Below are 12,751 nucleotides of genomic sequence, written 5' to 3'. Positions count from 1 at the left end.
CCGGGGGCTTCCGGCAGCGCTGATCGGCGCGGACGATACGCTCGCACCCACTGACCAGACGGCATGCACGCTGCTGCACAATCACATCCGGGACGGCACTGGCCCCATGAGTTGGTTCGAATCATTCATCCTCGGACTCGTCCAGGGGCTCACCGAGTTTCTGCCGATCTCGTCGAGCGCCCACCTGCGGCTCACAGCGGCTTTCGCCGGCTGGCAGGACCCAGGGGCGGCCTTCACGGCGATCACCCAGATCGGCACCGAGGCGGCCGTCCTCATCTACTTCCGCAAGGACATCGTCCGGATCGTTTCGGCTTGGTTCCGTTCGCTCCGTGACCGGTCGATGCGCGGCGACCACGACGCCCAGATGGGCTGGCTGGTCATCATTGGCTCGATCCCCATCGGCGTGCTCGGCATCACCCTCAAGGACCAGATCGAGGGACCGTTCCGGGATCTGCGGCTGATCGCCACCACACTGATCGTGATGGGCATCGTGCTCGGCATCGCCGACCGTCTAGCGGCGCGTGACGAGGCCGGCGGAAAGCACCGCGCGATCAGGGAGCGCAAAACGCTCAGGGAACTGGGCGTCAGGGACGGTCTGATCTTCGGCCTCTGCCAGGCCATGGCGCTGATCCCCGGCGTCTCCCGCTCGGGCGCGACCATCAGCGGCGGCCTGCTCATGGGCTACACCCGTGAGGCGGCGGCGCGCTACTCCTTCCTGCTCGCCATCCCCGCAGTGCTGGCGTCCGGAGCCTACGAGCTCAAGGACGCGGCCGAAGGACATGTCTCCTGGGGACCGACGGTCTTCGCGACACTCATCGCGTTCGTCGTCGGATACGCCGTCATCGCCTGGTTCATGAAGTTCATTACGACGAAGAGCTTCATGCCGTTCGTGATCTACCGGATTCTGCTCGGCATCGCGCTGTTCATCCTGATCGGCACGGACACCCTGAGCCCGCACGCGGGCGAGTCCGGGCACTGATCCACGCACTGATCCACGCGGCTCACCAGTGCGAAGGGCGCGTCAGCGCGGGCGGAAGCCTGGTGCCGGCGTCGCCCTTCGCCGCGTTCAGCTGCGCCTGGGTGAGGAAGAAACTCCCCGTGAGATCGGCGCCGGACAGGTTGGCGTCCCGCAGGTCGGCGCCGATCAGGTCGGCCACCCGCAGGTCCGCGCGCGTCAGGTCGGCCGCGATCAGGTAGGCGCCTCTGAAGTCGGCCCCCCGCAGATCAGCGCCCCTGAGGTCCGCCCCGATGAGGTCGGCGCCCCTGCGGTCCTTCTTGCCGCCGCTTCCCGGGATTGAGGCCCGTACCAGTTCGCTCGTACGCAGCAGAAGGCCGTTGACGTCCCGGCGGTACGCCGCCACATCGAGTGCCAGCAGCTCGTCGGGGCTGCCCTGCGCGCGCCGCTCGACGACGCCGAGCGCAGTGCGCAGGTCGGGGCGCAGCGCGCGGGCCGGCTCCAGTTCCAGCGCCTCGGTCAGGTACCAGAGCAGTTCGTGGAGCTGGCGCACGACCGGTAGGAGGGCGAACATCTGCTGCGCGCTGTCCGGAGCCTGCCGCCAGTCCCGCCCCGCGAAGGTCACCTGGGAGATGCGCTGGCCCGCGCCGAAGCAGTCGTACACCGTGCAGCCCCGGAAACCCTCCGGCCGCAGACGCGTATGGATGCCGCAGCGGAAGTCCGCCCGGAGGCTGGGGCACGGCTGCCCGACGTCCTTGTCGATCGCGAAGTCCGCGGAGGCGGTGAAGGCGAGTGCGACACAACACAGTCCGAAGCAGGCACCACAGTCGGCGCGCAGACCGGGGCCGGGCTCGGGCCCGGGTTCGGGCCCGGGTTCGGGGCCGGATTGCGGATGAACGTGCTGCTCGGACAAGGTGCGATCTCCTGGTGCGGGTCGGACACCGCCGCTCGGCGCCCCACCGGCCCAGCCTAGTGGGTGGGCAATCGCACTCTCGTCCTGGTGCTCACTGTCAGTGCCGGACCGTAGTCTTATCGCATGTACCGCTCACCCCCGCCCTCTGGTTCCGTGCGGCCTTTGACCGACGCGAACGAGGCAATCCGCGCCCTGGTCGACTCGCGCGCGGACGGCAGCGCCTGGCCTGCTGAGGAGTACGAAGTCCTGCTGCTGCAGTGGGCTGCCGCCGTGCGCGGCGAGGTCGCCGAAGCGGCGTAGCTCCGCCGCCACGGACCCGCCCCGGGTCACCCGTCTCGCCCAGCCCCGCAGGACGCGCCCGAGCGCCTTCGCGCAGCATGGTCGACAGCCGCCGACCCGCGCGGCAGAGGGCTGAGGCGGAGGGGGCATGGCGACCGAGACCGCACGCCCCGCCGCCCCACTGCCCAGCCGGGCCCTGTTCCCCCTGGTACTGCCCGCCCTGCTCATCGGCGTCGGCGCGAGCCTGGTGCTGCTGGCCGTCAGCTACGTCTCCGAGGGCCTCCAGGACTGGCTCTGGGACACGCTGCCCCGCCAGGCCGGGTTCGCCGCCACGTCCTGGTGGTGGACGTTGGCGGTCCTGACGGCCACCGGAATAGCCGTCGGGACGTTGGCCTGGAAGTTCCCCGGCCACGCCGGGCCCGACCCGGCCACCATGGGCCTGGTCGATCCACCGCTGCCGGTCCGGATGCTGCCCGGCATCCTGCTCGCCGTCGTCGTGGGACTGGCCGGCGGTGTCAGCCTCGGCCCCGAGAATCCGATCACCGCCACCAACATCGCGCTGGCCTACGTCCTTGGGCGGGCGGTCATGCCGAGAGCGCCGGGGGCGGTGTGGGTGGAGCTCGCGGCCGCGGGCACCATCGGGCCCTGTTCGGCACGCCGGTGGCAGCGCCGTCACCCGGCCAGGGCTGGCTGAGCCTGTTCATGGCCGCCACCGTCGTCCAGGACCTGGAGGTGCTGCCGGTGCTCTGCATCGCGGCGCTGCCCGCCTGGCTGCTCGTCACGGGCCGCCCCGAGATGCTGATCCGAGCGCCCCGGGACAACACCGGGACGTAGAAAATCCCCACATGCGGGAAGCGGACACTGCCGTTCTACTGGGCCACGTGAACGATCTCCCCTTCGCCCGCACGCCGATCCGAGTGGAGCCGACATGAGCAGCGCGACACCCACCCCACCATCCGCCCCCGCCTCCGGGACGCGCGGTCCGGCCGAAAGTGGCTGGGCGTCCGGGAGTCACCTCTTCGCCGGAGTGTTGCTGCTCGTCTCCGGCCTGATGGCGGCCCTCCAGGGCATCGCCGCCATCGTCGAGGACCACATGTGGAACGACATCGGCGACTACGTCTACCGGTTCAACCTGTCCACCTGGGGCTGGATCCACCTCGTCCTCGGCATCATCGTCGCCGTCACCGGCTGGGGCGTGCTCAAGGGCGCGAGCTGGGCCCGGGCGGTCGGCATCGTGCTGGCGAGCCTGAGCCTGGTCGCCCAGTTCCTCTTCCTTCCGTACGAGCCGTTCTGGGCGCTCGTGGTGATCGCCGTGGACGCGCTGGTGATCTGGGCGCTGTGTTCGCACGACGCCACACCCGGCAAATCGCACAATTCGGCCTTCACCGGTTAACTGGGTGCCGGTGTCAGGAACGGATCTACGGAGGCAGGCACGGCCACGTTTACGGTGTGGAAGTTCGACACCCCGGACGCCGCCCAGCGGGCCGAGGAGACGCTGCTCTCGCTGCAGAAGGAACAGCTCATCAGGGTCAACGATGCGGCGGTGGTGAGCTGGACCGAGGGCGACAACAAGCCGAAGACCAAGCAGCTGCACAACCTCACCGGCGCAGGAGCACTCTCCGGAACCTTCTGGGGCATGCTCTTCGGCCTGATCTTCTTGGTCCCGCTGCTGGGAGCGGCGATCGGCGCGGCGGCGGGGGCGCTGGGCGGCAAGCTCACCGACGTCGGCATCGACGACGACTTCATCGAGCAGGTCAAGGCGAAAGTGAAGCAGGGCACCTCGGCCCTGTTCCTGCTGTCCCAGGACGCGGTGACCGACCGTGTCCGCGAGGCGTTCCCCGCCGGCCACGCGGAACTGGTGCACAGCAACCTCAGCAGCGAGGCCGAGGCCAAGCTCCGCGAGGTCTTCGCGGCCTGACCGGCCCTGAACGTTGCCCTGTCCGGCCACGACCGGCTCTGTCCGCGAGCGGTCCCGCACACTGGTGGCAGGAACGGCCCCGACCACTCACCGCTCGGGCGTGGCCGCAGGACGAGGAGGCGCCGCATGCGGATACCGGCCGGCCGGCGTCGGCGGCTGTCGTCGCCCTGGTGGCGCGGCGCAGTCGCCCTGGTGCTCGGAGCTCTGCCGGCGCTCGCCTTCCCGGCGCCTTCTCTCTGGTGGTTCGCGTACGTCGCCCTCGTGCCGTGGATGCTGCTGATCCGCTCCGCTCCGAGCGCCCGGAGGGCCGCCCTCGACGGCTGGCTCGGCGGCATCGGATTCATGGTCGCCGTGCATCACTGGCTGATGCCGAGCCTGCATGTGTTCATCGTCGTACTGGCCTCGCTGCTCGCCCTGTTGTGGCTGCCGTGGGGCTGGCTGGTGCGGTTCATGCTGGGCGGGTCGCCGTCGGTCCGCCGCGCCACGGCCGCGCTGGTCGTGGTCCCCTCCGGCTGGCTGATGGCCGAACTCGTGCGCTCCTGGCAGGGGCTGGGCGGCCCCTGGGGACTGCTCGGTTCGAGCCAGTGGGAGGTTTGGCCCGCGCTGCGGCTGGCATCGGTCGGCGGCGTGTGGCTGGTGAGTCTGCTGGTGGTCGCGGTCAACACCGGCGTCGCCGTGCTGATCGCGGTGCCCGCGGCGCGTGCTCCCGCGGTGGCGGCGATGGCGGCCACCGCTGTCGCGGTCGGCGCGGTGTGGGCGTGGGCGCCGCGCCCCGAGCAGTCGGGTCGGGTGCGGATCGCCGTCGTACAGCCCGGTGTGGTCAGTGGAATCGGCAGCCCGGAGCGGCGCTTCGCGCGCGGCGAGGCGCTCACCCGCGAGCTGGCCGGGCGCGACCTCGACCTGGTGGTGTGGGGCGAGAGCAGTGTCGGCGCCGACCTGTCGGACCGACCGGATCTGGCGGCCAGACTGGCCGCCATGTCCCGGCAGGTCGGGGCACACATCCTGGTCAATGTGGACGCGCGGCGCTCCGACCGGCCGGGCATCTTCAAGAGCTCGGTGCTCGTGGGCCCGCGGGGTCCGACGGGCCAGCGGTACGACAAGATGCGCCTGGTGCCGTTCGGGGAGTACGTCCCGGCGCGCTCCCTATTCGGCTGGGCGACCTCGGTGGGCAAGGCGGCGGGCGAGGACCGCAGGCGGGGCGCGGCCCCCGTGGTGATGACGGCGGGGGGCGGCGACGGACGCGACGGCGGTCTGCGGGTGGGCCCCCTGGTGTGCTTCGAGTCGGCGTTCCCGGACATGAGCAGGGAGCTGACCGGGCGTGGCGCGCAGCTGCTCGTCACCCAGTCGGCCACCTCGTCGTTCCAGGACAGCTGGGCCCCCGGCCAGCACGCCTCGCTCGCGGCGCTGCGGGCCGCGGAGAACGGGCGGCCGGTCGTGCACGCGACGCTGACCGGCGTCAGCGCGGTGTTCGGCCCCGACGGCGGCGGGACCGGCTCATCGCTGGGTACGGACCGCAGCGCGTCGGCGGTGTACGACGTACCGCTGGCCGAGGGCACGACGGTGTACGTACGGGCCGGCGACTGGGCGCTCTACGGCGCGGTCGCCGTGCTGGCCCTGCTGGGCGCGGTCCAGGGCGTACGGACGCTCAGGCGGCCTGCTCCGCGACGTCCCGCAGCACCCGCTCGCACAGCTCATGAGTCAGCAGGGCGTCGCGGGCGCTGAGCGTTTTACCGGCCTGTACGGCGTCGAGGAACGCGCTCACGCACTGCTCGATGCCCCGCTGGCGGGCGACCGGCACCCAGTCGCCGCGCCGGCGGACGCTGGGCTGGCCCTTGTGGTCGACGACCTCCGCGAGGTTCAGGACCTGGCGCTTGGAGTCCTGGCCGGAGATGTCGAGGATCTCCTCGGTGGAGCCGCTCATCCGGTTCATGGAACCGATGGCGGTGAACCCTTCGCCGGAGAGCTGCAGCACGACATGGTGCATCAGCCCTTCGACGATCCGCGCCCGTACGTCGATGTGGTCGACGGCGCCGGGCACCAGGAAGCGCAGGGTGTCGACGACGTGGATGAAATCGTCGAGCACGAGGGTGCGCGGGTCCTCGGGCAGGCCGACGCGGTTCTTCTGCATGAGGATCAGGTCGCGCGGGTGCTCGGCGCACTGCGCGTACCCGGGGGCCAGGCGGCGGTTGAAGCCGACGGCGAGGCTGGTACCGCGCTCCTCGGCGAGCCGCACCAGCCGCTCGGACTCGGCGAGTCCGTAGGCGAGCGGCTTGTCGACGTACGTCGGCGTGCCCTCTTCCAGGAGCCGGGTCACGATCTCGGGGTGCACGGCGGTGGGTGCGTGCACGAACGCGGCGTCCAGGCCCTGGGCGAGCAGCGCGTCGAGGTCGGCGTGGCACTGCTCGGCGGGGATGCGGTGAGTCGCGGCCACCCGGGCGAGCGTGGCGGGGGTGCGGGTCTGCAGGTGCAGTTCAAGCCCCGGCCGGGTGCTCAGTACGGGCAGATACGCCTTCTGCGCGATGTCTCCGAGCCCGATGACGCCGACCTTCACAGAAATTCTCCCTAAGACCCACCGGCCTGACGCCGCACTCGACGGTCCCGGCCATCGCGGTCCCGTGCCCCGGCAGCATACGTGCGCTGCGGCGGCTGCCAGTCGGCGATCCCGTCGAAGGTGCGCAGGGCGAGCGCTGGCCCGAAGCGGGCGAGTGTCATCAGGGTGTCCCGCAGGGTGACGGCCGGGGCGCCACTGAGGGAGATCAGCCGGGTGACCTGCGCGGACTTCCGCACAATGCCGGTGGTACGGGGCAGCCGGTCCGCGGAGTACGCCGCCAGTCCCGTCCCGACGGCGTCCGCGTCCGCCATGTGATGGGCCAGGACGATGCCGTCCTCGATGGCCTGGTTTCCGCCCTGGCCAAGCGTCGGGGCCATGGCGTGCGCGGCGTCGCCGAGCAGCGCGGTCCTGCCCCGGTGATAGGCGGGCAGCGGGGTGATCATGTGGTGGACGTCGTGCCGCAGGAGTTGGCCGGGACCGGTCGCGGCGATGATCTCGGGAACGGGCCGGTGCCAGTGCCCGAACCGGCGCAGGAGTTCGGCCTTCTCACCGTCGGCGGAGCGGCCCCCCGCGGGGGTGACGGCGGCGGCGTACGCGTAGATCCGGCCGTCCTTCATGGGCTGGCTGCCCCACAGGGCCCCGCGGCCCCAGGTCTCGTGCGGTTCGAAGGGCGTGTCGAGGGTGGGCACGACCGCGCGCCAGGTGGTGATCCCCGCGTAGACGGGTCCGGGGTGGTCCGGGAAGAGGCGGCGGCGCACGGCCGAGTTGATGCCGTCGGCGCCGATCACCAGGTCGGCCTCGATGTCCCCGCCGGGGGCGCTGACCACGGCGTGCCGCCCGCCCGCCACGCCGGGATCGGCGAGGGTCGCGGGCGAGCCGGTGCGCAGCGCCCCTTCGGGCAGCTGGGCGACCAGCCGGTCGACGAGGGTGGCGCGGTGGACGAGGACGAGCGGGCCGCCGAACCGCTCGGTGGCCGCTGAGCTGCTCATGCGGGAGAGCCAGCGGCCGCTGGGCGCGCGCATGCCGCCGTCGCCCTGCCAGGCGGCGAGCAGGCGGATTTCCTCGCCGAGCCCGATGACGTCCAGGGCGCGGTGGCCATTGGGGGCGAGGCCGATTCCGGCGCCGACGGGTTCGACCGACGCGGCGCGCTCCAGGACGGTGACGTGCCAGCCGCGCTGATGCAGGGCGACGGCGGCGGTCAGGCCGCCGATTCCGCCGCCGACGACTACGGCGTGCGGCGTGCGGGTTTCGGGAGTGGCGGACATGACTCTCCTCCTCGGAACTACATCTGTAGTGACGAGTGCAACGCTACTACAGCCGTAGTGTCGGCGGTAGGTTGTTCCCATGACCGCACGCACCACCACGGGCCGCTCCCGCCCCGAACTGATCACGGACGCCGCACTGGCCCTGCTCGTCGAGCGCGGAATGCGCGGACTCACCCACCGGGCGGTCGACGAGCGGGCCGGCCTGCCCCAGGGCTCCACGTCGAACTACGCCCGCACCCGCCAGGCACTGCTGGAGGCGACGGTACGCAGGCTCGCCGAGCGCGAGGCGGCCCTGCTCGGCCTGGAGGCGCTGCCAGGGTCGGCGGCGGGGCTCAACGGCATCGTCACCGCCCTCGCGGCGGTCCTGCACCGTCACGTGAGCCACCACCGCGACCTGCTCGTGGCCCGCTACGAGCTGGGGCTGGAGGCGACGCGCCGGCCCGAACTGCGGGCGTATTACGACGCGGCCGGCCGGAGCAGGTTCCGTGAACCGCTGATCGCGCTGATGGCGGCGGCGGGCTCGCGGGAGCCCGAGCGGCACGCACTGTCGCTGGTGGCCTGGTGCGAGGGACTGCTGTTCGCGTGCGCGGTCGGCGCCTACCACTGCGCGGTGCCCAGCCGGGAGGAACTACACGCCGGAATGACCGAGTTGATGCGCGGCATGCTCGACGGCCCCGCCGGTCCGGGCCAAAAGGGTGGCGCAGAGTCGATCACTGGGCCACCATGACGGACATGACGAACCCTGGGCGCATCGATCCCCCCACCACCGCCGGTGAGCGTGAAATGCTGGACAGCTGGCTGGACTTCCACCGCGAGACGCTGGCGCGCAAGTGCACGGGTCTGGACGACGAACAGCTGCGGGAGATGGCGGTGCCGCCCTCCGACCTCTCGCTGCTCGGTCTCGTACGGCACATGACGGAGGTCGAGCGGGGCTGGTTCCAGCGCGTGCTCGCGGGCGACGACGCCCCGGCGGTCTACTACGGCGACGATAACCCGGACGGCGACTTCCACTTCACTGCCGAGGACACCTGGGCCGATGCCCATACCGCTTGGCGCGCCTCCATCGACCGGGCGCGCGAGCTGTCCGCGACGCGGGGCCTCGACGACATCGCCGAGGGCAAGCACCGCAGCGGGGAGACGTTCAATCTCCGCTGGATCTACGTCCACATGATCGAGGAGTACGCCCGCCACAACGGCCACGCCGACCTGCTGCGCCAGCGTATCGACGGGGCCACCGGCGAGTGAGCCGGCCCCCGGCATCACTCATGACCGACTGAGCCGGCCCCGGGATCACTCGTGCGGGCCAATCTCCGCCCGCAGGCTCCCCAAAGCGGCCCCGCGCCCGTCAGAGTGGCCCGGGTGCACCGAACGAGAACCGTAGCGATGATCCTGGCGGGGGTGGCGGCCTCGGCCGTCTCCGGATGCGTGGCCGTGGCGCCACACACCACGCCGGCCCCCGTCCCCGTACCAGCCGTCGACACCCCGCAGCTCGCGCAGAACGTAGAGCCGCAGATCGTCCAGGCCCCCGCCCGCGAAGCCCTGGACGCGGCGCTGCCGCAGGCCCCGGGCGGCGCCGCCCCGACGGCCGAGCGGCGCGGCACGACTGAGGTACGCCGCCCCCCGGCGCCCCCGGCGGCCCCACGGCACCCGGCCCCGGCCAGGCCCGCCGCTGAAGCCCCCGAAGCTCCCGCCCCTCGCCCCGCACCCCCGAAGGCCACCACCCTGCCCCGGCCCCGCGCCCTGCCGTCCCTGCCCCTTCCGGTGGCCGGGGCCGGCCAGGGGCCCGGCGCCGGCGTATGCGCCCTGGGCGAGGGCTACGGCGGCTGGGCCCCGGACAGCCCGCAGACCCGCATCTGCCGCGACACCTACGGCCGCTGACCGGCGCCCGGATTCAGCCCACGTCCGCGAGCCTGCGCTCGAGGCGGTCGATGGCCGCCCGCACACCGTCCCCGTAACCGTCGTCCCCCAAGGCGTCGGACGCCGCCCGCGCCCGCCCCAGATGCGCGCGGGCGGCTTCCGTACGCCGCAGCTTCAGGTAGTCCGCGGCCAGATTGAGGTGCAGCGAGGGGTAGAACCCGCGCACCGCGACCGAGGCGTCGTGGCGGGCGACCCGCTCGTCGGTCAGACCGTCGGCGGCGGCCAGCGCCCTCAGGTCCCAGGCGAGTTCGTCAACGGCGTCGTCCTGGGTGTCGGCGAGGTAGTGGGCGAGCGTGCAGCGGTGGAAGGCGTCGCCGTCCTCGCCGACCTCCGTCCACAGCTCCCCGAGGCGGTTGCGCGCCTCCTCGCGGTCACCGGCGTGGAGAAGCATGACCGCCTGTCCGATCCGCACCATTGTGACGTCCTCCGACGTCTCCTGCTGCTCCATCGCCGTGTTCTCCCGTCGCCCGCGCCTGCCCAGCCAATACCGACGCTCTCGACGCTAGACCCCACCACTGACATTCCGGCTCAGGCTCGGGTGGCGCCCTCATGGCACTGCGCCAGGACGGTGACCGGTCGGGCGCCGCCGGCCCCTCGTCAGGTCAGCCCAGGTCGGGCACCGTCCAGTCGATGGCCTGGTGTCCCTGGGCTGCGACGGCCTCATTTATCTGCGTGAACGGCTTCGATCCGAAGAATTTCTTCGCTGAGAGCGGCGACGGATGCGCGCCCTTGACGACCCGGTGGCGGTCCTCGTCGATCAGCGGCAGCTTCTTCTGCGCGTAGTTGCCCCAGAGCACGAAGACCGCCGGGTCGGGCCGGGACGCCACGGCGCGGATCACCGCGTCCGTGAACTTCTCCCAGCCCTTGCCCTTGTGCGAGTTGGCCTCACCGGCCCGCACCGTCAGTACCGCGTTCAGCAGCAGCACGCCCTGCTCGGCCCACGGCATGAGGTATCCGTTGTCCGGGACGGGGGTGCCGAGCTCCGCGTGCAGCTCCTTGTAGATGTTCCGCAGCGAGGGCGGGACCCTGACACCGGGCCGGACCGAGAAGCACAACCCGTGCCCCTGACCTTCGCCGTGGTAGGGGTCCTGGCCGAGGACCAGGACCTTCACCTTGTCGTAGGGGGTGGCGTCGAGCGCGGCGAAGACCTCCTCGCGCGGCGGGTAGACCGGCCCGCGTTCCCGTTCCTCCTCGACGAACTCGGTGAGCTGCTTGAAGTAGGGCAACTGCAGCTCATCGCCGAGGACGCCGCGCCAGGACTCGGGCAGCATGTGGGTGTCGGTCACGTCAACAACCTCCGGTAAGCGATCAGTTCTACACCGAAGAACCTACCCGCGGCCACTGACAACGGCCCCTACCAGCTGGTCTTCCTGCTCAGCTGCCAGACCTGCATGATCGTCTGCGGGTCCAGCGCCCGTTCGGCGCCGGCGATCTCGTCGGAGGCGGCGACGTACAGCTTGCCCTGCCACAGCGGCAGCAGGCGGACGTCCTTGAGCAGGATCTCCTGGGCCCGCAGGAACTGCTTCCCGACCGCCGCGCGGTCGCTCTCGCGGCGCGTCTGCGGCAGCAGGCTGGCCGTGATCTCGGGCGTCTCGTACGGCGTACCGACGGCGTTGCGCTCGCCGACGAAGGGCGCGACGAAGTTGTCCGGGTCCGGGAAGTCGGGGGCCCAGCCACGGCCGAAGACCGGGAACTCACCGTTCTGATAGCCCTTCTGGAACGTGTTCCAGGGGCGGCTCTTGATGGTGATCTTGAAGAGTCCGGACGCGTTCAGCTGCCGCTTCAGTTCGGCGAACTCCTTCGCCGTCGACGATCCGTACCGGTCGGAGGTGTACCAGAAGGTCATCCGGACGGGCTCGGTGATGCCGGCCCCGGTGAGGATGTCCTTCGCCTTGGGCACGCTCGGCTCGCCGTAGCTGTCGAAGAAGCTGGTCGCGTGTCCGGCGACACCGCTCGGGATCATCGAGTAGAGCGGCTCGGCGGTGCCCTTGTAGACCTTGTCGACCAGCGCGCCGCGGTCGACGACCTGCGCGATGGCCCGGCGGACCGCCGGATTGCGCGCTGCCGGGTCCTTCGGGTTGAACACCAGGTAGCGGATCTCGGCGCCGACCGCCTCGACGATCTGGAGTTCCTTCTCCTTGGGCTGACCCTCGAGGTCGACGACCTGCTCCGCGGTCAGACCGCGGAACGTCGCGTCGATCTCCTTCTTCTTCAGGGCCGCCACCATCACGTCGGAGTCATGGAAGTAGCGGATGGTGACGGCTTCGTTCTTGAGGTCGGCGAAGCCTTCGTACTTCGCGTTCTTCACGAGTTCGGCCTTGCGGTCGGGCTCGTACGACGCGAGGGTGTACGGCCCCGACCCGGTCAGCTCGTTGCCTGTGCGCAACTCGTCCCGGGGGTAGTCCTTGGGGCTCACGATCGACATCGCGGGGGTCGCCAGGACGAAGGGGAAGGTGGCGTCCGGCTTGTTGAGGCGGAACGTCACTTCCCGCTCGCCCCGCGTCTCGACCTCGTCCAGGCTGGTGAGGAGCCCGTCGGGGCCACCCTGCACACCGATCTCGACGATCCGGTCGATCGAGTGCTTCACCGCCTTCGCGTCGAGCCGGGAGCCGTCGGAGAACGTCAGCCCCTCGCGCAGCGTGCAGGTGTAGACCTGGTTGGAACTGTCCGCGAAGGAACACTTCTCGGCGGCGTCGGGCTCCGGTGTGCTGCTCCCGATCGGGAAGCTCAGCAGGGTCTGGAACACATTCCTGTAAAGCTCCCAGGAACCGTCCCACGCGCCGGCCGGGTCCAGGGTGCTGGGCGTGCTCGTCGTACCGACAGCGAGCTTCTGCTCGGCATCGGACTGATCACTGGACAGCATCCCACACCCGGTCACCAGGGATATGGACGCAAGGGCTGCAACGGACTGCAGACATCTGGTCCGGTTGAACACGTGCACGCTCCTCGATCA

The 12,751-nt window shown here is 71.1% G+C and carries 16 protein-coding genes; 10 read left to right on the top strand and 6 right to left on the bottom strand.

All coding sequences use genetic code 11. The annotated features are described in order from the left end of the window. Positions 1–106 precede the first annotated feature (106 nt). Positions 107–979: an undecaprenyl-diphosphate phosphatase gene (locus tag ACU6WZ_RS26350; protein ID WP_447030670.1), complete on the top strand. Its 873-nt coding sequence runs from the start codon at positions 107–109 to the stop codon at positions 977–979. Positions 980–1,001: 22 nt separating this feature from the next. Here the strand turns inward: ACU6WZ_RS26350 and ACU6WZ_RS26345 are convergent, their stop codons facing one another. Next, positions 1,002–1,868, bottom strand: coding sequence for a pentapeptide repeat-containing protein (locus tag ACU6WZ_RS26345; protein WP_447030669.1), 867 nt, complete (start codon positions 1,866–1,868; stop codon positions 1,002–1,004). A gap of 162 nt (positions 1,869–2,030) precedes the next feature. Here ACU6WZ_RS26345 and ACU6WZ_RS26340 point away from each other — a divergent pair, with 162 nt between their 5' ends. The 6 genes from ACU6WZ_RS26340 to lnt all read left to right on the top strand — a co-directional run bounded on the left by ACU6WZ_RS26340 (position 2,031) and on the right by lnt (position 5,787). Continuing rightward, positions 2,031–2,168, top strand: coding sequence for a hypothetical protein (locus ACU6WZ_RS26340; protein ID WP_447030668.1), 138 nt, complete (start codon positions 2,031–2,033; stop codon positions 2,166–2,168). Between the two features lie 127 nt (positions 2,169–2,295). Further along, positions 2,296–2,841, top strand: coding sequence for a voltage-gated chloride channel family protein (locus ACU6WZ_RS26335; protein WP_447030667.1), 546 nt, complete (start codon positions 2,296–2,298; stop codon positions 2,839–2,841). Positions 2,842–2,849: 8 nt separating this feature from the next. Beyond that, complete coding sequence (locus tag ACU6WZ_RS26330; protein WP_447030666.1) at positions 2,850–2,981, top strand: hypothetical protein; 132 nt, start codon at positions 2,850–2,852, stop codon at positions 2,979–2,981. A 94-nt stretch (positions 2,982–3,075) separates the two neighbouring features. After that, positions 3,076–3,540, top strand: coding sequence for a DUF7144 family membrane protein (locus ACU6WZ_RS26325; RefSeq protein WP_447030665.1), 465 nt, complete (start codon positions 3,076–3,078; stop codon positions 3,538–3,540). 54 nt (positions 3,541–3,594) lie between these two features. Next, positions 3,595–4,065 carry a DUF1269 domain-containing protein gene (locus ACU6WZ_RS26320; RefSeq protein WP_447030664.1) on the top strand — a complete coding sequence of 157 codons (471 nt, stop codon included), beginning with the start codon at positions 3,595–3,597 and terminating at the stop codon, positions 4,063–4,065. Positions 4,066–4,191: 126 nt separating this feature from the next. After that, positions 4,192–5,787, top strand: a complete 1,596-nt coding sequence (gene lnt, locus ACU6WZ_RS26315; protein ID WP_447030663.1) for an apolipoprotein N-acyltransferase — start codon at positions 4,192–4,194, stop codon at positions 5,785–5,787. Here the strand turns inward: lnt and ACU6WZ_RS26310 are convergent. Together ACU6WZ_RS26310 and ACU6WZ_RS26305 are read right to left on the bottom strand one after the other, a co-directional pair. After that, entirely contained in the window at positions 5,711–6,616 is a 906-nt protein-coding gene (locus ACU6WZ_RS26310) for a Gfo/Idh/MocA family protein (RefSeq protein ID WP_447030662.1), read from the bottom strand. The two genes, lnt and ACU6WZ_RS26310, sit on opposite strands and share 77 nt — an antisense overlap. An 11-nt stretch (positions 6,617–6,627) precedes the next feature. Continuing rightward, positions 6,628–7,881, bottom strand: coding sequence for an FAD-dependent monooxygenase (locus ACU6WZ_RS26305; protein ID WP_447030661.1), 1,254 nt, complete (start codon positions 7,879–7,881; stop codon positions 6,628–6,630). 79 nt (positions 7,882–7,960) lie between these two features. Here ACU6WZ_RS26305 and ACU6WZ_RS26300 point away from each other — a divergent pair, with 79 nt between their 5' ends. The 3 genes from ACU6WZ_RS26300 (at position 7,961) to ACU6WZ_RS26290 (ending at position 9,759) form a co-directional block, all read left to right on the top strand. Continuing rightward, positions 7,961–8,608: a TetR/AcrR family transcriptional regulator gene (locus tag ACU6WZ_RS26300; protein WP_447030660.1), complete on the top strand. Its 648-nt coding sequence runs from the start codon at positions 7,961–7,963 to the stop codon at positions 8,606–8,608. A gap of 5 nt (positions 8,609–8,613) precedes the next feature. Next, complete coding sequence (locus tag ACU6WZ_RS26295) at positions 8,614–9,126, top strand: DinB family protein (RefSeq protein ID WP_447030659.1); 513 nt, start codon at positions 8,614–8,616, stop codon at positions 9,124–9,126. 114 nt (positions 9,127–9,240) lie between these two features. Further along, positions 9,241–9,759, top strand: coding sequence for a hypothetical protein (locus ACU6WZ_RS26290; protein WP_447030658.1), 519 nt, complete (start codon positions 9,241–9,243; stop codon positions 9,757–9,759). Positions 9,760–9,772: 13 nt separating this feature from the next. On the opposite strand, the gene ACU6WZ_RS26285 is transcribed toward ACU6WZ_RS26290, so the two are convergent. The 3 genes from ACU6WZ_RS26285 to ACU6WZ_RS26275 all read right to left on the bottom strand — a co-directional run bounded on the left by ACU6WZ_RS26285 (position 9,773) and on the right by ACU6WZ_RS26275 (position 12,733). Continuing rightward, entirely contained in the window at positions 9,773–10,246 is a 474-nt protein-coding gene (locus ACU6WZ_RS26285) for a hypothetical protein (RefSeq protein WP_447030657.1), read from the bottom strand. A 154-nt stretch (positions 10,247–10,400) separates the two neighbouring features. Then, positions 10,401–11,084, bottom strand: coding sequence for a uracil-DNA glycosylase (ung, locus tag ACU6WZ_RS26280; RefSeq protein WP_447030656.1), 684 nt, complete (start codon positions 11,082–11,084; stop codon positions 10,401–10,403). 68 nt (positions 11,085–11,152) lie between these two features. Further along, entirely contained in the window at positions 11,153–12,733 is a 1,581-nt protein-coding gene (locus ACU6WZ_RS26275; protein ID WP_447030655.1) for an ABC transporter substrate-binding protein, read from the bottom strand. Positions 12,734–12,751 lie beyond the last annotated feature (18 nt).

It is taken from the genome of Streptomyces hypolithicus (genome assembly GCF_052934925.1).
Note: the sequence above shows the minus strand (reverse complement) of the source record. Positions and strands in the feature narration are given on the sequence as shown.

What these genes read in the sequence shown, in the direction of transcription:
- ACU6WZ_RS26300 (WP_447030660.1), top strand. Translation starts at nt 7,961, where the DNA reads ATGACCGCACGCACCACCACGGGCCGCTCCCGCCCCGAACTGATCACG.
- ACU6WZ_RS26335 (WP_447030667.1), top strand. Translation starts at nt 2,296, where the DNA reads ATGGCGACCGAGACCGCACGCCCCGCCGCCCCACTGCCCAGCCGGGCC.
- lnt (WP_447030663.1), top strand. Translation starts at nt 4,192, where the DNA reads ATGCGGATACCGGCCGGCCGGCGTCGGCGGCTGTCGTCGCCCTGGTGG.
- ACU6WZ_RS26350 (WP_447030670.1), top strand. Translation starts at nt 107, where the DNA reads ATGAGTTGGTTCGAATCATTCATCCTCGGACTCGTCCAGGGGCTCACC.
- ACU6WZ_RS26330 (WP_447030666.1), top strand. Translation starts at nt 2,850, where the DNA reads ATGGCCGCCACCGTCGTCCAGGACCTGGAGGTGCTGCCGGTGCTCTGC.
- ACU6WZ_RS26285 (WP_447030657.1), bottom strand. Translation starts at nt 10,246, where the DNA reads ATGGAGCAGCAGGAGACGTCGGAGGACGTCACAATGGTGCGGATCGGA.
- ACU6WZ_RS26305 (WP_447030661.1), bottom strand. Translation starts at nt 7,881, where the DNA reads ATGTCCGCCACTCCCGAAACCCGCACGCCGCACGCCGTAGTCGTCGGC.
- ACU6WZ_RS26295 (WP_447030659.1), top strand. Translation starts at nt 8,614, where the DNA reads ATGACGAACCCTGGGCGCATCGATCCCCCCACCACCGCCGGTGAGCGT.
- ACU6WZ_RS26325 (WP_447030665.1), top strand. Translation starts at nt 3,076, where the DNA reads ATGAGCAGCGCGACACCCACCCCACCATCCGCCCCCGCCTCCGGGACG.